This is a genomic window from Leptospira ellinghausenii (assembly GCF_003114815.1).
Lineage (GTDB): Bacteria > Spirochaetota > Leptospiria > Leptospirales > Leptospiraceae > Leptospira_A > Leptospira_A ellinghausenii.
Window position 1 is genome coordinate 160,592 of record NZ_BFAZ01000006.1, and the last position, 18,727, is coordinate 179,318.

16 protein-coding genes, 1 tRNA gene and 1 pseudogene are annotated in these 18,727 nt (G+C 38.9%); 14 read left to right on the forward strand and 4 right to left on the reverse strand.

Annotated features, from left to right (window positions below; genetic code table 11):
- Positions 1–4: 4 nt before the first annotated feature.
- Genes DI076_RS06105 through gspN form a run of 8 tightly spaced genes read left to right on the forward strand, consistent with a single transcriptional unit; the run spans position 5 to position 6,426 of the window.
- A complete protein-coding gene (locus tag DI076_RS06105) occupies positions 5–466 on the forward strand; it encodes a type II secretion system protein GspG (RefSeq protein WP_100717040.1) in 462 nt (153 codons plus the stop codon).
- A complete protein-coding gene (locus tag DI076_RS06110) occupies positions 441–1,073 on the forward strand; it encodes a prepilin-type N-terminal cleavage/methylation domain-containing protein (RefSeq protein ID WP_245918299.1) in 633 nt (210 codons plus the stop codon). Before DI076_RS06105 ends, DI076_RS06110 begins: the two co-directional genes overlap by 26 nt.
- The gene (locus tag DI076_RS06115; protein WP_108959078.1) at positions 1,051–1,578 is read left to right on the forward strand and encodes a prepilin-type N-terminal cleavage/methylation domain-containing protein; all 528 of its coding nucleotides are present in this window, start codon (positions 1,051–1,053) and stop codon (positions 1,576–1,578) included. The genes DI076_RS06110 and DI076_RS06115 overlap by 23 nt, the downstream gene beginning before the upstream one ends.
- Positions 1,578–2,249, forward strand: a complete 672-nt coding sequence (locus DI076_RS06120) for a type II secretion system protein GspJ (RefSeq protein ID WP_167396510.1) — start codon at positions 1,578–1,580, stop codon at positions 2,247–2,249. Before DI076_RS06115 ends, DI076_RS06120 begins: the two co-directional genes overlap by 1 nt.
- Positions 2,212–3,312 (forward strand): type II secretion system minor pseudopilin, encoded by a 1,101-nt coding sequence (locus DI076_RS06125; protein WP_245918300.1) that lies wholly within the window; start codon positions 2,212–2,214, stop codon positions 3,310–3,312. The genes DI076_RS06120 and DI076_RS06125 overlap by 38 nt, the downstream gene beginning before the upstream one ends.
- 2 nt (positions 3,313–3,314) lie before the next feature.
- Positions 3,315–4,937 carry a cell division protein FtsA gene (pilM, locus tag DI076_RS06130; protein WP_108959080.1) on the forward strand — a complete coding sequence of 541 codons (1,623 nt, stop codon included), beginning with the start codon at positions 3,315–3,317 and terminating at the stop codon, positions 4,935–4,937.
- Positions 4,937–5,461 (forward strand): hypothetical protein, encoded by a 525-nt coding sequence (locus DI076_RS06135; protein ID WP_108959081.1) that lies wholly within the window; start codon positions 4,937–4,939, stop codon positions 5,459–5,461. Before pilM ends, DI076_RS06135 begins: the two co-directional genes overlap by 1 nt.
- Before the next feature lie 2 nt (positions 5,462–5,463).
- Positions 5,464–6,426 (forward strand): type II secretion system protein GspN, encoded by a 963-nt coding sequence (gene gspN / locus DI076_RS06140; protein ID WP_108959082.1) that lies wholly within the window; start codon positions 5,464–5,466, stop codon positions 6,424–6,426.
- Positions 6,427–6,684: 258 nt separating this feature from the next.
- Here gspN and DI076_RS06145 read toward each other — a convergent pair whose 3' ends face one another.
- The gene (locus DI076_RS06145) at positions 6,685–10,311 is read right to left on the reverse strand and encodes a vitamin B12-dependent ribonucleotide reductase (protein WP_108959083.1); all 3,627 of its coding nucleotides are present in this window, start codon (positions 10,309–10,311) and stop codon (positions 6,685–6,687) included.
- A 223-nt stretch (positions 10,312–10,534) separates the two neighbouring features.
- Between DI076_RS06145 and DI076_RS06150 the strand changes: the two genes are divergently transcribed.
- Together DI076_RS06150 and DI076_RS06155 are read left to right on the forward strand one after the other, a co-directional pair.
- Positions 10,535–10,607, forward strand: a tRNA-Asn gene (locus DI076_RS06150).
- Positions 10,608–10,772: 165 nt separating this feature from the next.
- Positions 10,773–11,375: a L,D-transpeptidase family protein gene (locus DI076_RS06155; RefSeq protein WP_245918301.1), complete on the forward strand. Its 603-nt coding sequence runs from the start codon at positions 10,773–10,775 to the stop codon at positions 11,373–11,375.
- Between the two features lie 48 nt (positions 11,376–11,423).
- Here the strand turns inward: DI076_RS06155 and DI076_RS06160 are convergent, their stop codons facing one another.
- Positions 11,424–12,890, reverse strand: coding sequence for a flavin-containing monooxygenase (locus tag DI076_RS06160; RefSeq protein WP_108959085.1), 1,467 nt, complete (start codon positions 12,888–12,890; stop codon positions 11,424–11,426).
- Between the two features lie 342 nt (positions 12,891–13,232).
- Here DI076_RS06160 and DI076_RS06170 point away from each other — a divergent pair, with 342 nt between their 5' ends.
- The 4 genes from DI076_RS06170 (at position 13,233) to DI076_RS06185 (ending at position 17,048) form a co-directional block, all read left to right on the forward strand.
- The gene (locus DI076_RS06170) at positions 13,233–13,553 is read left to right on the forward strand and encodes an ArsR/SmtB family transcription factor (protein WP_108959087.1); all 321 of its coding nucleotides are present in this window, start codon (positions 13,233–13,235) and stop codon (positions 13,551–13,553) included.
- A complete protein-coding gene (locus DI076_RS06175; RefSeq protein WP_108959088.1) occupies positions 13,550–14,047 on the forward strand; it encodes an SRPBCC domain-containing protein in 498 nt (165 codons plus the stop codon). Before DI076_RS06170 ends, DI076_RS06175 begins: the two co-directional genes overlap by 4 nt.
- Positions 14,048–14,367: 320 nt before the next feature.
- A complete protein-coding gene (locus tag DI076_RS06180; RefSeq protein ID WP_108959089.1) occupies positions 14,368–15,384 on the forward strand; it encodes a DUF6242 domain-containing protein in 1,017 nt (338 codons plus the stop codon).
- 368 nt (positions 15,385–15,752) lie between these two features.
- On the forward strand, positions 15,753–17,048 hold the full coding sequence (locus tag DI076_RS06185; RefSeq protein WP_108959090.1) for an NHL repeat-containing protein: 1,296 nt from the start codon (positions 15,753–15,755) through the stop codon (positions 17,046–17,048).
- A 20-nt stretch (positions 17,049–17,068) separates the two neighbouring features.
- Here the strand turns inward: DI076_RS06185 and DI076_RS06190 are convergent.
- Positions 17,069–17,658, reverse strand: a pseudogene (locus DI076_RS06190) (ISNCY family transposase); the annotation flags it as partial.
- 263 nt (positions 17,659–17,921) lie between these two features.
- On the reverse strand, positions 17,922–18,527 hold the full coding sequence (locus DI076_RS06195; RefSeq protein ID WP_108959091.1) for a hypothetical protein: 606 nt from the start codon (positions 18,525–18,527) through the stop codon (positions 17,922–17,924).
- Positions 18,528–18,727 lie beyond the last annotated feature (200 nt).

An 18,727-nucleotide genomic window follows, 5' to 3' on the forward strand; every position in this document is an offset into this window, starting at 1 on the left:
GTTTATGAAAATGAAAGGAAAAAACAGAAAGATCCGTGAGGGACTCACTCTAATTGAGATCACAGTGGTGATGCTTATTTTAGGTTCCCTGATGGCGATTCTTTACTCAAGTATCGGTAACCGCGGTGAAGGTGAAAAAAAACTAAAACTGAAAAATGACAGTGCTGTTTTAAAAACTGCATTGGAACGTTATTTGGAAGTTTATGATAAATACCCTTCGGAAGAACAAGGTTTACAAGCGTTAATCGAAAAGCCAGACGATGACAAAATCGGTGACGATTATGAACCAATCATTCGGGAAAAAGCAGTATTAAAAGACCCATGGAAAACACCCTATGTATTAAAATTTGAAGGAGCTGTGCCTCAAATTCTCACTCTCGGCGAAGATAAAAAAGAAGGTGGAGACGGAAAGAACAAAGACTTCAATATCCTATCTCCTGATGATTATCCAGCCGCATTCCGATAAAAAACATTTTCCGAAATGGAAAAGACAAATCCGCGACGGTCTCACTCTCATCGAGATCGTCGTTGTCATTTCTATATTAGGGCTCCTGATGGTGATTGTCGGTGGTTCCTTACGAAACCTCATCATCCCCTCTACTGAGGACATCTCCGTCAAGTTACAAGAATCATTTAAATTTGGTTATAATAAAGCCCAACTGACAAACCAAGCAGTTCTCTTTGAATATAATTTTGAGAAAAGAGAATACCAATTTTTTTTACTGAAACGAGAGGAAGGTGGTTTGGAAGAAGAACCCATTTTAAAAAAAACAACTCTCCCTTTTTATTCTAAAATTGTCAGCGTACGCGACTTAGGTGGCAAACCTCGAAACGAAGGTAAGGTTCGGATAGTTTTTACCCCGCAAGGTACGACTACGGATTTATTTTTATATATTGGTTCCGATACAGAAATCAAACGTACAATTCAAATTTATCGATATGGTGGAAAAATCAAAATCCATAAAATGGAATTTTTCCCAGAACCTGATTCAAATCCCATCCAAAAACTGTCTTATGGTTTGGATGAACGGGACGAACAAGTAGATACCAATGCAAAAACACAACCTCGTTAAACAATCTCGTAAAGCATTTACTCTATTTGAAGTCACAATCGCTATGGCGATGGCAGCAATGGTGATGACCTATACTTATTCAATGATAGCGGAAGGAATTTCGTATCAAAAAAAAGCTGTCTTACTTGCGAATGCGGTTCATTTGGCAAAAATTAAAATGGCCCAAGTGGATTCATCCACCACTATGCAAACGGATACATCACGAGGTTCCATTGGTGCATTCCCTGGTTATACATTTGAAACAGAAATTAAAGAAGAGGAAATGGACTTACTCAAACTTGCAGGTGGTCCCAATGCAGAAGAACTTCGAAAAAAAGCACCAAAGGATATGTTAGGTGATAAAGATGTGGGTCTTAGTGACCTCATGAAAAAAAGAGGTCAGAAAAAAAGTTTTGAAACTGGGGGAGTTTTAAAAGTTTTCCGAGTGAAGGTTTCCATATTTTATATGGATGGAAATAAAAAAGAAACCTATAGTGTTGAAACGTTCAGGAGTGCAAAATACTAATGAATGTTTTGCGGAAATTCCGTTGTTTGAATTTATACAATCAAAAACGTAGAGGGTTTACACTCGTAGAGATTTCCATTGTTGTGATGATCATGGCTGTTATTTTTACTGGGATATTTTCCGTTTTTTATACTGCCAATAAAATTTCCAAAAAAGGAGCTTCGAGAAAAGGAGCCAATCGAAAGGATATTTTGTATGCCATGGAAAATATACGAGGAACTTTAGCTCGTACCTATTTTATCGATAACCAAAAACGAATTTTATTTGTGGGAAAACAAGAAGGAGTGACTGGAGCAAGGAATGATCGGATTGTTTTTGCGACTTCCAATCCCAATTCGGAAGAAGAGGGCCAAGCATCTGTCAGGGAAGTTTCCTTTTATTTACGAAAGATGCCCAATCCGAAAATGGAAGGTTTGTCCTATCTCATTCGGAGAGAAGACGAAATGGTAGATACCTTTCCTACGCAAGGCGGAGTAGAACATATTTTACTTGAGAATGTAAAAAGTTTCCAAATGAAATTTTCGGAACGTGGAGACAAATGGGTAGATGATTGGAATTCCCGTACCACAAAAAAAATTCCAAGGCTCATTCGGTTTGAAATCATATCATTAGTGGGGAGTGCCTTTGTTAAATATGAATCACTTGCGCATCCGGTTATTCTCTACAAATAAAAACGCGAAAAAAGGGTTTATGGTCTATCTCCTTGTGATGGCCATTGGGACTGCGTCCTTATTTACAGCTTCAAAATTTTTTGAAGATGCTGCCACAGAATACCGAGTAGCAAGGGCACAAGCGGATGGTTTCCGAGCACATATGTTGGCGAAGGCTGGATTTATGGGAGCTGTCGGTGCTTTAAAAAAGATCCCAGAAGAGGTTTTATACCAGTCTGGACTTGCCATGGACCCACCTCCGATTCCCCTTGGGGGAGGTGTGATTTATTACACGATGAGCCCGGAAGATGGCAAAATCAATATCAACTCGCTTGTTAAAATTTACGATGACCAACCCAACCAAAGGACAATTGAAATGGTCACTCGCTTGTTCTACCAGTTTGGCCTCAAAAGAGAGATGATTTTTCCGATTCTGGATTGGATTGATGAAAACCACCAGGAAACGGGGGGTGGTGCGGAACAGTATTATTACAGTCGTCTAATCCCTCCAAGAAAGATCAAAAATGCTCCCTTTTATTCCCTTTCTGAACTTTTAAATGTGAAAGGGTATGACCGCTCCGTTGTGTACGAAAGTTTAAAACCGAAGGATTACGATAAAAATAATTCAAAAGACTTTATGACAGAAGAGGAAAGAGCTCTTCGTTCCGATAAAGACTATGTGCTCTCCAATAATATCACTGCTTATTTGCCTGCGGGAGATTCGTATGATGACCGGATCAATATCAATACGGCACCTTATTTTGTACTGATTTCCCTTTCTGATTTTATGACCAAACAGGCCGCCATGAAAATTTTGAAACTCAAGTTGCAGAAAGGAGGCTATATTAAAGAATTGAAAGATCTGGAGACAGAACCTGAGTTCCAAGTAAAAACAACGGGTGACCTTACTTTGTATAAAGAGCTTGCAGGGGAAGGAACCGATGTATCGGGTGGCCGGATCAAAACCAAGGGTGAAGTTTACAAAATTACAGGGGTAGGGATTATAAAGGATAAAGTGGTTCGTAAGGTAACAGGATTATTTGATCTTACCAACAACCAGATGTTATACTATACTGAAGATTAATTATGTTATCATTTGACCAATACCTTGCAATCGATTATGGCTCTACCTTCCTTAAAGGTGTTTTATTCAAAAAAGTTTTAGGAAAGGTGGTTATCCTCAGGACTGAAAGTTTACCAGTTGTGGAACTAGATGAAAATGAAGGGGACCCTTTCGAATACAATATCATCCGATTTATTCAGAGTTTTTTCCCAGAGGAAAATCGATTTTTACTCAATTTAGGAATTCATAATTTATTTGTAAGGGACATTACAGTTCCATTGGTTTCCGAAAAAGCCATCCAAGAAGTTTTACCATTTGAAGTCGAAAATTTAGTCCCTTACCCGATGGAAGAACTTGAGGTGATCGGTAAAACCTGGAGAACAGGAAAAGAAAATTCTGATGTAATCACTTTCAATGTTCATCATTCCGAATTATTCCGTGCCCTAAAACCTTTTGCGAAAGGTGATTTGACATTAAGTTGTTTATCGTTAGATTCTTTTGTTCTTTCTGCCCTAATCACTAAAAATTATCCTTTGTTAATTGCTGAGAAATCAATTTTACAACTAGATTTAGGTGGTCGTTATTGTATTTTAAATGTTCTTCATGAAGGAAAATTAAGACACACTCGACAAATTTACATTGGTGGGGAAGAAATTACCGCAGAGTTTGCTAGCATTCTAAAAGTTGACTTAGAAGAAGCAAGACTCATCAAAGAATCACTTCCTATTGGATTTTTATTTGATTCAATTGATAAGGCGGAAGAAACAAAATTTTTGAATCAGTTTCACATCACTGCCATTCAATTTAAGTCACTACGTAAATTCATTTTGGCGAAGCTTGACCAAGTAGTTCATGAAGTTGAGAATAGCATTTTTTCTCTTCCAGAACAAGAGAGACCGAGTCTCATTTTATTATCTGGTGGGGCAAGTCTCTATCCAAATCTTACTGGTTATTTGGAAGAAAAATTAGGAATTAAAACAGGTCGATATGAATTCTTAGGGATCAATGATCCAAGTTTTGTTACATCAGTTGCCACTGGAGTTCACTTTGAATCACGAAATCGGGTCAATTTTTTAGAAACTGGTTTTGCTAAAAAAATTCATACAAATCGGTTCAAACTCGCAGCATTCAAACCTCATATTATTTTAGTGAGTATATCTCTAATTTTACTCTTTGGTGTATTTTTGATTGGAATCATTTTGGATAAACGTAAAATTGCTGCCAACAAACAAATATTAATCGAAAAATACAAAAATGGAATTGGTGGAGAGTTAGGTGAAGAGGAAGACCCTCTGGATGCCGCAAATAAGAAACTAAAGGCAGAACGTAAAAAAACTGAAATTTACAGATTGTTTTTGTCCCAAGAAAGTGTTCTTGATGTATTAAATGAGGCAACGGAACAATTTCCTTCGCCAGAGGTTCTACCTTTTATTTTGGATCAGTTTAACTTTGAAGAGAAGGAAATCCAAATTTACGGTAGGGTAAATGAATTTGGTGAAATTGGAACCATCCAATCCGCACTTGAAAAATCCGAAAAATTCACGAATATCCAAATCCAAAACAAACGTCTCATCACGGGTGTGAATAAATTCAAAGTCAGTTTTAAAATCAAAATGGATGTTGTGACACCAAAGGATGAACCCTAATGTTTGATCGTTTGAATGATAGAGAACGAGTCCTTGTGATTGGACTCATTAGTTTTGTGTCACTACTTGGTGTGTATACGATTGTGACCTTATTATCCGATTTAAGAAATCGATTATCAGATGAGATTTTCGAAACAAGATCACAGGCTGGTGAACTCGACCGAGTGATCCGAGAATACAATTATTTACGTGGATTACAATCTGGTGGCAGTGAAGAAGATGTAAGTGTCATGTATTCCAAATTGGATCAGATTTTGATACGTTATAATTTAAAAGACAAAGTCCAAACGATGAAAGATACAAGTAATGTCATCCAAAAGGACTATAACAAAATTACAATCGATGTATCCTTTCGTTCTGTTTTATTACAAGATATCATTAAATTGGTTTACGATATCGAAAAAAACAAACAAATTCAAGCAAAAGTAGACCTACTTAGTTTTCGTAAACCATTTGCAGAAAAAGAAATATACGATGTCAATTTGAAAGTATCATCTTATAGTCGTTTGTCGAAAGGTAAATAAAAATGGCAAAAGAAAACGAATTCGAAGAAGACTATGATTTAGATGATGATGTAGCTGTTCAAGAATCATTATTGGAAGAGGATAATGAACTTTTTGAGGAAGATTCTGATGAAGAACTCACAAAAATCAATCAAAAACAAATTCTAACACTCATTGCGATTTCATTTGTTTCATTTCTTTTGTTTACCATTTTTATTTTTCCTCTTAATGAAATTGTTAGATCAGTCCTCATTAAAACAGGCAAAGAAACGGGAATCTTTATGGATGCAAAGGAAATCCATTTTCCCATGATTGGAAGGAAATCTTTTGATAGTTTTGTTGTTAGTTTTCCCACTGGAACATCTTTAAAAGCGGAAGAAGTGAGTCTTGGTGTTTCTGTATTTGGAATTTTGCAGTCCCGTTTGGAAGGTGATATCAATATAGGGTATTTTAGTTATGAAGGAAGTGATCTTTCGATTGGGATTCAAACCTTCGATTTGCCCATTCGATTGTCGCCTTTAGACGATAAAGTAACCAAATGGAATGGGGAAGGGGAAATTACTCTTTCTGGTGGAAAAATCAAAGAATCGATGGAGATTCCTTTTTTAGGCACTTTAAAAGGAACCGATATCAAAAGAGCAAATTTACTCTTTAAAATTCGATCAGGGAAACTTCTCATCGAAAGAGGAAGTCTTGATTCCAATTTGGCGAAATTCCAATTCCAAGGTGTGGTTCGTTTGTCTGATACCATTTCGTTTTCTCAACTGGATTTAAAAGTTTGTTTTTCCTTAACCGAAAAATTTGCCCAAGAAAGGCAGGATTTGGTAGGGATGGTCGCCTTATTACCGCAAGAAGGTGGGAAAACTTGTATCCCTGTTCGTGGTACCTTGTCCTCACCTAAAGTAGACCTTCCCAACTTAAACCAATTAGGTGGAATGGCTCCGAAACCAGAAGATGGTTCGATTGAACCGGCTCCCACTCCTTAAAAATCATCTAAACTCTACTTGGTTATCTGTATCAAACATTCACACACGAATTAAATTTTTGTTTACCAAGATAACACTTGGTAGCAAAAAAAAAGGACCGAATTCTCGGTCCTTTTTTAAGATTTCTTCTTCCGTATTGTGACCCTTTTTAAGTCTCATTTGGAATCACCACCTAGTCTTTTGCAAACTAGAGAAGATTTGGATTTTAAATCTCTAGTCGAAAGCATCAATTCAAACTAGAGATTCTTTCGTATTTGTTTACGAACAACCTGTAGTGGATCCACAAGAGATACACTTGAGACAAGCTCCGTTTCGTACCATTTGGAAGGATCCACATTCGGTACAGGAATCACCTGTATAACCCTTGGTTCTTGCTTCTGCAATGATCTTTAGTGTTGCCGCAGCAGACTGTGCTTGGGTTGGTTGTTGCGGAGTTTGACCTGCCACAGCTACAACTTCCGGCTTGTCTTCGAGTACTGATTTCATAGAAATTGCATTTACTTGTAGCGGAGTACGTGGACCGCTACTTTCCTGCTTTCCCACAGTATCTCGAGCCGGTTCTGCTTTTCTTCCCACTTCGTCAGTTCTTAAATCTTCTGGTGATACTTGTGCCAAGTCGTATCGACCAAGATAAGTGATCGCAAGTTCTCTAAAGATGTAATCGATTACCGAAGTAGACATTTTGATATGAGGGTTACCAGAAACCATACCGTTTGGTTCAAATTTGAAGAAAGTAAATGCTTCCACAAATTCTTCCAAAGGAACGCCATGTTGCAATCCAAGGGAAACCGCAATCGCAAACGCATTCATAAGGGATCGGAAAGCCGCTCCTTCTTTATGCATATCGATAAAGATTTCACCAAGTTGGCCATCTTCGTATTCTCCTGTTCGGAGATAAACTTTGTGACCACCCACCATCGCTTTTTGCGTATATCCTGCACGTCGGTGTGGAAGTTTTCTTCTTTCCGAGATGTATTTATACACCAATTTTTCTGCCACTTCTGTTACCGTTTTCGGAGTGGAAGTAGTACTTAGTTCTTCTTCCTCTTCTCCCACAGCACTTAACAACTGGAATACGGAGTTAAGTGGTTGTGAAAGTTTTGATCCATCTCGGTAGAGAGCGTTTGCTTTGATCATCACTTTCCAAGACATTAGGTATGCGTTTTTCACATCCTCAATGGTTGCCTCTTCTGGAAGGTTGATCGTTTTGGAAATCGCACCCGAAATGAATGGTTGAGCCGCTGCCATGATTCGGATGTGTGATTGATAAGATAAAAAACGTTTTCCGTATTTTCCACATTTGTTGGCACAATCAAATACAGGGAGATCCTTTTCTTTGATAAAAGGTGCGTTTTCGATGGTCATCGTTCCGCAAACATAATCATTTGCTTGTGCAATTTCATCTGCAGTAAATCCCAATGTTTCGAGTAAATTGAAACCCATGGAATTGTAAAGGGAAGGGTCAATTCCCAATGTTTTGGCAAGGAAATCTTCACCTAATGTGAATTTGTTGAAAGCAAATTGGATATCAAACACAAACGGAAGTTGTTTTTCCAATTTCTCTAACACATCTTCGGTGAAACCTTTTTCTTTCAAACGTGCCGTGTTAACACCAGGGGCTCCGTTAAATGTAGCATGGCCTTTACAGTAGTTCACAATAGCATCTTGTTCTGCTTGGCTATAACCCAATTTTTTCAGAGCTGCAGGAACTGATTGGTTGATGATTTTGAAGTAACCACCACCTGCCAATTTTTTGTATTTCACTAAAGCGAAGTCAGGTTCGATTCCAGTCGTGTCACAATCCATGACTAGACCGATCGTTCCTGTCGGAGCGATCACAGTTACTTGTGCATTGCGGTATCCAAATTGTTCTCCGAGTGCCAATGCTCTGTCGGAATCTTCTTTCGCTGCTTCGAGTAAGTAAGACGGTAAGAAAGAAGGGTTAATTCCCACTGGAGTGATGGTTAATCCTTCGTATTCTTCTTTTGGTGCATTATAAGCAGCACGTCTATGGTTACGCAATACACGTAACATATGCTCTTTGTTTTTTTCGTAACCAGCAAATGGTCCGAGTTCCTTTGCCATCTCTGCCGATGTGGCATATGCCGTCATATGCATGATAGAAGAAATCGCACCAGTCACAGCCATCGCTTCTTGAGAATCATAAGGAATTCCCATGATCATGAGAAGGGAACCAAGGTTTGCATACCCGAGACCTAATGTTCTAAACTTGTAAGACAATTCCGCAATTTCTTTGGATGGGAACTGTGCCATGAGAACAGAAATTTCTAGGATGATGGTCCAAATTTTATTTAGATAACGGTATCCTTCTACATCAAAGGATCCATCTTCTTTTAAGAATTTAACAAGGTTCGCAGATGCTAAGTTACATGCTGTGTTGTCGAGGAACATGTATTCAGAACATGGATTGGAGGCATTGATCGCTCCATCTTCTGGACAAGTATGCCATTCGTTGATCGTGCTATGATACTGTGTTCCTGGGTCAGCTGAGTTCCAAGCTGCATTGGCAATTCTTTCCCAAAGGTCACGAGCACGTAAGGTTTTTGCCGCCTTTGGTTCACGACCTTCTTTGCGAGCTTTTTCCTTTTCTGTACGGTTCACGAGGTGGAATGGGAGGTCTTTTTCGACAGCTTCCATAAACTCATTTGTGATTCGTACGGAGTTATTGGAGTTTTGTCCAGAGACAGTATTGTATGCTTCGGATTGCCAATCGGTTGTGAGTTCTTCAAAAAGTAAGTCTTTGTATCCTTGTCTCGACAAATCAATCACTCGTTTGATGTAGTTGTCAGGAACAAAGGCTTTCCTTGCTTTTTGGATGGCTTTTTTAAGTTCTACGTTTGCAGTCGGATCGTATGCTTTTTCTTCACCAAGTGTTTGTTTGGCGGAAGAACAAGCGGTCATAATTTCATTTAAGAGTCGGTTGTTTAAAATGGAACCTGTTACAAGGGATGCTACTTTTTTCTCTTCTTGGACTTTCCAATCGATAAACTCTTCGATATCAGGGTGGTCCATATCAAGACATACCATTTTTGCGGCACGACGAGTGGTTCCACCAGACTTAATGGCACCTGCGGCACGATCCCCAATTTTTAAGAAAGACATAAGACCAGAACTTTTGCCACCACCAGAGAGAGATTCATTGGCTGCACGAAGGTTGGAGAAATTGGTTCCTGTTCCCGAACCATATTTAAAGAGGCGAGCTTCTCTGACCCAAAGGTCCATGATTCCACCTTCATTCACTAAATCATCATCTACTGATTGGATGAAACATGCATGTGGTTGTGGGTGTTCGTAAGAAGAGGCTGACCTTACTAATTTTCCCGATTTTGGATCTACATAATAATGACCTTGTGACTTACCATCAATTCCATACGCCCAGTGAAGACCAGTGTTGAACCATTGCGGAGAGTTAGGAGCAGCCATTTGGCTTGCGAGCATAAAGATAACTTCTTCATAGAATACACGAGCACTATCTTCATCCGTAAAATACCCGTATTTATAACCCCAATACGTCCAACATCCAGCCAAACGGTGGAATACTTGTTTGGAGTCTGATTCTCCTACGTAACGGTCTTCGGGGTTTAGAGCAATGAGTTTCTCATCATCAGGAACAGAACGTTGTAACCATTCTGGGATACCTTTTTCTGCGACTTTTTTCAGGTACTTCGGAACACCTTTCCGGCGGAAGTACTTCTGCGCGAGGATATCAGTAGCCACTTGCGACCAAAAATCGGGAACTTCGACGCCGTTTGCTTCAAACACAACCGACCCGTCCGTATTCGTTATCTTTGAGTCCTTACGAACCCATGTCAAATTCGGGTATAAACCCTTGTTCCCTTTGGTAAAATGCCTCTCAATCTTCATGCAAGAACCCCATCTCAAACAACATATAAAATTTCTATTTTTTCCTCAAACCAGGAGCGGAGAGGATTATGTCACAATGAAGGAATCTTAAGTTGGAAACATCCATTTTTTCAAACAAAGGGATCGGATTTTTTAGAATTTTTGCAAATTTTCTCGTCGCTATGACATAATTTTTTCCTTGACCTAGCGGGCTTTCTCCGTAGCATGGTCACAGATTCGAGATTCCCCTTTAGCTCAGTCGGTAGAGCAAATGACTGTTAATCATTGGGTCGCTGGTTCGAGCCCAGCAGGGGGAGCGGTCTTTTCCATTTCGCACTTTGGCATCCGATCGAATTCCTCAATTTTCCGGCTTATCCCTAAAAATTTCCACCAATTTTCTTAAAATACACTGTTCACTCCCTCAATTGAAGTCATTTTTCCCTCTCTTTACCGTTCTCTTTTTGGTATTTACAACAAATGAAGTGAGATCAGAACCTCAATCTTCAATCCACTCTGGTCTATTCCAATCAGAACAAATCCTACTCATAGTGGGAAATCCTGGAGAAACCCAAGGAGAACTTCACTTTTACGGTGTAGAAGAGGGAGATTGGAAACTTTTGTATCCTGTGGTACCTGTATGGTTTGGTAGGAATGGACTCATCCCTGAGGAACAAAAACGAGAAGGTGATGGATTCACACCTTACGGAAGTTTTCCGATTCGGAGAATCCTTGGTAAAGACAAAAGATCCATTCGTAATTTAGAATACACTCAAATACGAAAAAATGACCATTGGAGTGATGTTACCACTTCAAAACATTACAACCAATTGATTCGAAAAAAAGAGAAGGGTGCCGCATCCTTGTGGAATTCTTCTAATTACCAACTGTTTATTGTTATTGAACACAATACGAATCCAAGTATCCCTGGTTATGGAAGTATGATTTTTATCCACCCTTGGGAAGAAACCAAACCAACGTCAGGTTGTGTTGGAGTTAAACTTGTTGATTTGCAGGAAATTATAGAACAATTTGATGGTGCTAAAAATCCTTATATACTCATCATTCCATCACAAAAAAGCCGGTAATTCGTAAAAATTACCGGCAAAAATGTTGTTTAGGATTTTATAAAAAGTTTACGTTGTGGTTAGATTAAAATCTTGGTAATCGGGGGATTTCATTTCTTTTTCCCAACGACTCCAAGTATAAGGCCACATTGCAGGATCTCCATCTGGATCTAAATACCAACTTTGGCAACCACCTAACCAAACAGTACCGACCATTCCTTTTTTGAGATAAGCTGCAAAACGTTGTAAGGCTTCTTCCTTTGCATCGATCGCATTAAATTTTCCTTTTCTCCAGTCTTCAATTATTTTGATAATGTATTTGGTTTGGACTTCACTCATGGCAATGACTGAAAAGTTTCCAATCGGTGTGTTTGGTCCTAACATCAAAACAAAATTAGGGAAATGAGGGATAAAGAGGGAGCGGTAAGCTTGCACTTTCTTTTTCCAAACAGATTCAATTGAAATTCCATTTTCTCCCGTTAGGTTCATCGGGCGCATAAAATTAAATGGATGGAATCCAGTTGCCAAGATTAATACATCCAATTCGTGTAATTTGCCATCCTTGGTAATGACACCTTTTTCCGTGATTTTTTCAATTCCCTCTGTCACCAAATCAGCATTTGGTTTTTGGATGGCATCATAGAATGTGGAATTCACAATCACACGTTTGCAACCAACACGGTAATTTGGAGTTAGTTTTTCTCTAAGAACAGGATCTTTAATGGAAGTTCGTAAATTCCTTTTGCACAAAAAACTCATCAGTAAGTGAGGGATTTTTTTACCAATCACAGCTTTAGAAAAAGTTTGTTCCACGGCAAAGGTATACCATTTATGAAACCGTTTGAGAATGTTAGGTTCCTTTCTCCATTTTCTTTTGTCTTCTTCTGTATAAGTTGTATCAGGTACTTTGACAATCCACTGCGGTGTCCTCTGGAAAACCGAAACTTTTTTCCCAACTTTGATCATCTCGGGAATGACTTGTGCTGCAGTGGAGCCAGTTCCAATGATCCCGATCCGTTTTCCTTCTAAATTTACGGAATGATCCCATTCTGCTGTGTGAAAACAATTTCCGTTAAAACTTTCAAGTCCCGGGATGTTTGGTTTTGCTGGGTGGTGTAAGATACCAGTGGCTGAGATGAGGAAATCAGAAACATATGTATTTCCTTTGGAAGTTTTTGTAGTCCACTTTCCATTTTGGTAAGATGCTTCTGTAACTGCTTCGTTAAAATGAATCTGAGGTGTGATTTTGTATTCATCACTCACACGTTTGAAATAGGCATGGATTTCATCTCCATGTGCAAACCGATGGCTCCATTCAGGATTGGGCGCAAAACTATAAGTATACATATGCGCAGGAATATCGCAAGCGACACCTGGGTATGTGTTTTCCCTCCAAGTTCCTCCTAAATCATGTTTTTTCTCTAATATAGTAATGTCTTTCACACCGATCCGATTGAATTCAATTGCGAGTAGGATTCCTGTCATTCCAGCGCCTATGATGACAACTTTTGGATCCCTGATTGTTTGATTGGCCATTTGATTTCCTCATACCTAAAACACCGAATTCATTGGGTTGAACAATGTTCCGTTTTTAATCTTTGGTAGAAAATTCAATCAATTCTACTTACATTTGCAATCAAAAAAACATAAAGAAGATGAAAAAGGTAATTTGGTTTCAAGGATTATGATCAGAGTCATTCTAAAATCAGAGCTACATAAAGGAACATGGGTGATATCTGTTCAAAGAAGATCTAAATTTGGAAATCTGGAAGGAAGAGAGAAAAAGAATATCGGATTTGCAATTCCTCCTATCATTTATGAGACCGTTACTTAATTAAGAGTTGACTTAATTAAGCTATTGGTTTATTATATTTTGGTATGAATAGTTTTTTAGCTCTGGGTGATGATACAAGACGTGAGATCATACTGCTTGTCTCAAAAAATGGTGAGATGACTTCTACTGCCATTTCGAATCATTTCTCTATCAGTGCTCCTGCCATCTCGCAACACTTACAGTTGTTAAAAGAAATACAATTACTGAATGTAAAAAGGGAAGCCCAAAAAAGAATCTATTCGGTCAATTTAGATGGATTCTCTGAAATGGAAGAATTGATTTTAAAAGTGAGAGAAGATTGGAGTAAACGTTTGAACCGCTTAGAACGTTATGCATTAAAACTGAAAAAAGGAAATAAAATATGAACTCAACCGAATTGATAACGGAAATTAAAGAAAACCAAGTGATCTATCGTAAGTTCTTTGATGTTTCAAATGAATTATTATTTGAGGTTTGGTCTAATCCCGAACATTTGAAAGAATGGTGGGGACCGGATGGTTTTACTCTGACCGTTATCTCCTTTGATTTTAGAAATGGTGGATTTTTTGAATTTGTGATGCATGGTCCAGATGGACGTGATTATAAAAATAAAATCCAATTCTTAAAAATTGAAAAACCTAGTTTGATCTCTTACCAACATATTGGTGATGGAGAGGGAGACGAAGATGTCAATTTTCGGTCTGAAATCTCATTTGAAACTACGAATCAGGGAAAAAGCACAAACCTTACGATGGTACAAGTATTTTCCACAAAACAAGAATTAGAGCGTGTGAACCAAAAATATGGTGCAATCGAAGGTGGAAAACAACATGTGGGAAACTTGGAATACTATTTGAAAAAAATTCTAAAAACAATCTGATTCAGAAAAAGATCAGCTTACCATTTACTCTCTAATAACCTATCTTAGGAAATAGTAGGAAATATTTCTGAAATTTTTAATCCTTTTTGTTTCCCTAAACATACTTCTAGGAAGAACTGTGAGCTTTCTTAGATAGAGGATTCAGTCTTATTATTTGTTTTCAGCGAAATTTAAATTAGTCGACATTAGGCGACTAACGTTCTGAATGACCCAAAATGCCTAAAAATCGGGGAAAACCCTAGATTACAGAATTCTGACTCTGGGGATACTACTAGGTTGGTTCGCTGTTTTGGGCAAAAAGAGTGAGAAAAAATTCAATCATGATGAATTCTACCCGACAAAAATCCCTTCTAATGTTATTTCTTTTTATCTTTTCCTGTTCTCCAGAAAAAGATAACGATTTCACCGCAATATTAGCCTTTCTCGCCACTAATTCCTTAGGAACGGCAACTACCACAAGAACTTATAACTGCGCCGATGATGGCACTACCTGGACGACGCGTTCTGCAGTAGAAGCGAGCAATTGGCGTATCGTAACCTATGGAAATGGACTATTTGTTGCTTTAAGCAATGGTACGAATCGAGTTATGACTTCTTCCGATGGGATTACCTGGACTGCACGAAACGGAGCTGGTGCAAACCAATGGAATTCCGTAACCTATGGAAATGGTCTTTTTGTAGCTGTGTCTTCAACTGGTTCAAATCGAGTTATGACTTCGCCGGATGGGATCACATGGACCGCGCGAACTGTACCAGAGTACATGTGGAGAGGAGTGACCTATGGAAATGGTCTTTTTGTAGCTACATCCAATTCCGATGCAAATCGAGTCATGACCTCACCAGATGGGATCACTTGGACGGAGCGTACGGGGGCACCAGCCAATAGTTGGTATTCCGTAACGTATGGGAATGGTTTATTTGTGGCAGTAGCGAGTGATGGCACAAATCGAGTCATGACTTCACCAAACGGGATAACCTGGACGGCGCAATCTGCCTCTGAAGAGAACCAATGGTATTCCGTAACATATGGGAATGGTTTATTTGTGGCAATAGCGGGTAATGGCACAAATCGAGTCATGACTTCAACAAATGGGATTACCTGGACGGCACGTTCTGCCACACATGCAGATACTTGGCTTAATGTAACTTATGGCGATGGGCTTTTTGTAGCAGTATCATTAGATGGTACGAGTCAACAAATTATGACCTCATCGGATGGTATAACCTGGACTGCTAGAAACACTGGAGCGTCGCATGCATGGACTTCGGTGACCTATGGAAATGGCCTATTCGTTGCTGTAGAGCTTGGGAATATTATGACTTCCAATTGCAATTGAAGACGAAGCATTCTACCTAGATCAAAAACTGGTTCGAAAATAGTCTTCGTTGATCCAAATCATTGGCAAACTTAGTGATCTAAGATAATTCGTTTGAAACAGGAGGAAGAATTTCTGAAATTACTGAATCCAGTCATGTTACATCAAATACGAATGACCTAACTTAGATAAAATGGAAAGGATTATGCCTCCCATCTTTTAATTTCTGAACCACTATTATTGGTCGACATTTGTTGGCCAAAATTCTAACCTGCCTGAAATGTCTAAAAAACGGGGAAAACCCTAGGAATTATAATGGCGTTTTCCGGGAAACTACTAAGGAGTTCCACCGTTATAGAAAAAAAGATTGGGGAAAGATTGAAATCACTATGAATTTCAACAAAACAACGTTTCTGCCTCTTTTCCTTTTTCTCGGTTTGATAGATTGTTCATCTATTGAATGGGAGAATCCTTGTGACCCTACAAGCAAAACCTATTTGGAAACCCTATTTTTAAAAGAAATTCTCGGAGACATTAGGCCGTATTGCGGTGGTCAAAAAACAAGTTCCTTTGCCAAATTCACTAATTTCCAGAGAGCTGACGTAGTCATTGGTCAGCCTGATTTTGAGACGAATGCTTCTGTCCCTTTGTCGGGTGCAAGTTTAAAACAACCGGGACCGGTTACTGTCAGTGGTAATCAATTGTATATTTCCGATTCCAGAAATCATCGAATTTTAGGTTATCATCAAATTCCTACATTGAATGGGGCTACTGCAGATTTTGTGATCGGCCAAGTGGATGATGTTTCTTCATTAATAGCAACCCCTCCGACAGCTACATCCTTTAAATACCAATGGAATATTGCTTCCTCAAATAACAGGTTATTTGTTGCTGACACCTCTAACAACCGGCATTTGATCTACAACTCATTACCGACCGCAAACGTAGCAGCTGATGTTGTATTAGGTGTTTCCAATTTTACAACGGTCGGTGTTGGTTCCTGCTCTAATACTGATTTGTCCGGAAGCGAAGGAGTTTCCACTGCTAATGGTAAATTGTTTGTTGCTGATGAAGGCCACCACCGTGTTTTGATTTGGAATACAATCCCCACCTCAAATAACACACCTGCGGATATTGTTCTTGGACAGGCTGATTTCACTTCTTGCAGTCCCAATCGGGGAGGTCCAACACCAACAGCAAACTCGCTTTCAACTCCAGGAGGGGTATGGACCGATGGGACAAGATTATTTGTTGCGGATTCATATAACGGAAGAGTCTTGATTTGGAATACGATACCGACATTTAACGGGCAGCCAGCGGATCTGGTTTTGGGGCAGCCTAACATGGAAATTGCGGTCTCCGCTACAACAGGAGGAGGATTTTTAGTCGGTGGTGTTTATAATGTATATTCTAATGGTGTACAGTTGGTCATCGGTGACGCATATAACCATCGAGTCTTAATCTGGAATTCAATACCTAAAACGAATGGACAACCGGCGGATACAGTACTGGGTCAAATCAATTTTACTAACAATGCGCCAAATGACGATGAGCAGACAGGCGTTGCTGGAGTGACCCCAACTGCCAGAACGCTTTATAATCCATATGGAGTCTATATGGTCGGTAAACTATTGTTCGTAAGTGATTTTGATAATAACCGTGTTCTAATCTTTAAGGGAAAATAATTTTAACTTTCAACGTCATTCTCTGTTGCTGCAGGCGTTGAATAAAATCCTCCAATACATTTCCACCATTATGGGCTACTAGATCGATTTGGACAAAGCCAGGTAGAGAACTTTTCCATTCACCGAACGTTTTGATTGGTATCTGATCAATTAGGTATTTAGGTTGTTTCGTTGTAGAGGTGCCTCTGCGACCAAGTTTTTCCCTGACAGGTTTCAATAAGCGATCCACTTTAAGCGGAACTGATGGAGAGAAGTTTGTCCTTGGTTATTTTATCAATTTTAAATACTTTGAATTGTTCGAGTTTGGCTAAAACGTCTGGCATTGGCATCACGAGTCTTTTCCCACAAATTCTATCCAGGATCTCCCAGATCTTCTCTAAATAGAAGCTAACATCATCATAGTTGGATAGACGCTTCTTCTTGGTATCAGTTTGACGACCTTGTCTTTTTTCTTTCTAAGGACGGTTCTGGCATAGGATCGATTGAATCCAGTAGCTTCAACGAACTGGTCGAGTATTAGGCTTTTTTCTTTTCTCGAAGCCCAAAGGTATTTCTCTTTGAACACTTGAACCAACATAGAACGCACCATCTTCGATTGCTTCATGGACATCACCTGCACATGAGTGAATCGTTTCCGTATCGAATTTGGAGTAGATTTTAAGATGATGCAACGACTAGTGTTTCTCTGTAGATGATTACGTGAAGCAATATGGTACTTCCCATAATTAGTATTATGTCGCATTAGGTCTGGGCAATTGGTTGAGTGTACTCGTACATCCTTTACAGTTTTGTCCTGGTACATACTTTACATAAAGATGCATTAAAATCCTGATTCAGATGGTAATTAGGATGGCATTGGGTTTCAGTGTTTTCTTAATTTCCATTTCCTTGTTGGAACATCATTTGGCGACCATCCCATTTCCAATCTTCCCTAGGTTGGATGATTTTTTTCAGACCAATTTCAATAGCAGATTGGATGGTACTCGCAATTTTTTCCTCAGAATCTTTATCATTTGCTGAAAATGGAATGGTGTTTGTTTGGATTGGGTCGGATTCTCCGAGGATTCGGTAGGTTTCACCAGATTCTTTTACGAATAAAAATTCAACAATGGATGCAAATGTTGCATGTTGGAATTTTGTAGTTCCTTCTTCAAATACGATGGATCGATTCACTTGTACTTTTCGGAGAATAATAGTTCCTGGTTCAAGAGGATCATTCTCTTTTCTTGCTGTATAGGAGCTAACATTGAATATTTGGGAAGCCAAGTGATTGAAGGAATGTAATGCAAATTTACCAATTGAGATTTCTAAATTTGGTCCCACTTTCAAAACCTTAGTCGGTAAATCCATCTCGTATTGGAGAGTAAAAGAGAATTTCGATTCTTTAGAGTTAATATGTTCTGGTCCATTTGTTTGGTTCGTTTGGCAAACATTTAAAGAAAAGACCAGCAGATAAACAGGCAAATTTCGGATTTTCATTGAGAATTCCTAAGGTATCAATGCCTAAAAGATGAAATTATATTGCCGAGTTTTCCAAAAAAATAGCTAAAATGAGAATAAATCCAGAAATTGTGGCTGGAAATGAGAACCCGATCCCCTTAGATTTGGTAGATAGTTTCCAATGGGGAGTCTTTTTCTGTAAGTGAAGGTCATTTCCTCTTGTGAAAGTATTAAAGGAG

Coding starts and splice junctions, on each gene's coding strand:
- DI076_RS06105 (WP_100717040.1), top strand. CDS start 5: ATGAAAATGAAAGGAAAAAACAGAAAGATCCGTGAGGGACTCACTCTA.
- DI076_RS06110 (WP_245918299.1), top strand. CDS start 441: ATGATTATCCAGCCGCATTCCGATAAAAAACATTTTCCGAAATGGAAA.
- DI076_RS06115 (WP_108959078.1), top strand. CDS start 1,051: ATGCAAAAACACAACCTCGTTAAACAATCTCGTAAAGCATTTACTCTA.
- DI076_RS06120 (WP_167396510.1), top strand. CDS start 1,578: ATGAATGTTTTGCGGAAATTCCGTTGTTTGAATTTATACAATCAAAAA.
- DI076_RS06125 (WP_245918300.1), top strand. CDS start 2,212: ATGAATCACTTGCGCATCCGGTTATTCTCTACAAATAAAAACGCGAAA.
- pilM (WP_108959080.1), top strand. CDS start 3,315: ATGTTATCATTTGACCAATACCTTGCAATCGATTATGGCTCTACCTTC.
- DI076_RS06135 (WP_108959081.1), top strand. CDS start 4,937: ATGTTTGATCGTTTGAATGATAGAGAACGAGTCCTTGTGATTGGACTC.
- gspN (WP_108959082.1), top strand. CDS start 5,464: ATGGCAAAAGAAAACGAATTCGAAGAAGACTATGATTTAGATGATGAT.
- DI076_RS06145 (WP_108959083.1), bottom strand. CDS start 10,311: ATGAAGATTGAGAGGCATTTTACCAAAGGGAACAAGGGTTTATACCCG.
- DI076_RS06160 (WP_108959085.1), bottom strand. CDS start 12,890: ATGGCCAATCAAACAATCAGGGATCCAAAAGTTGTCATCATAGGCGCT.
- DI076_RS06170 (WP_108959087.1), top strand. CDS start 13,233: ATGAATAGTTTTTTAGCTCTGGGTGATGATACAAGACGTGAGATCATA.
- DI076_RS06175 (WP_108959088.1), top strand. CDS start 13,550: ATGAACTCAACCGAATTGATAACGGAAATTAAAGAAAACCAAGTGATC.
- DI076_RS06180 (WP_108959089.1), top strand. CDS start 14,368: ATGATGAATTCTACCCGACAAAAATCCCTTCTAATGTTATTTCTTTTT.
- DI076_RS06185 (WP_108959090.1), top strand. CDS start 15,753: ATGAATTTCAACAAAACAACGTTTCTGCCTCTTTTCCTTTTTCTCGGT.
- DI076_RS06195 (WP_108959091.1), bottom strand. CDS start 18,527: ATGAAAATCCGAAATTTGCCTGTTTATCTGCTGGTCTTTTCTTTAAAT.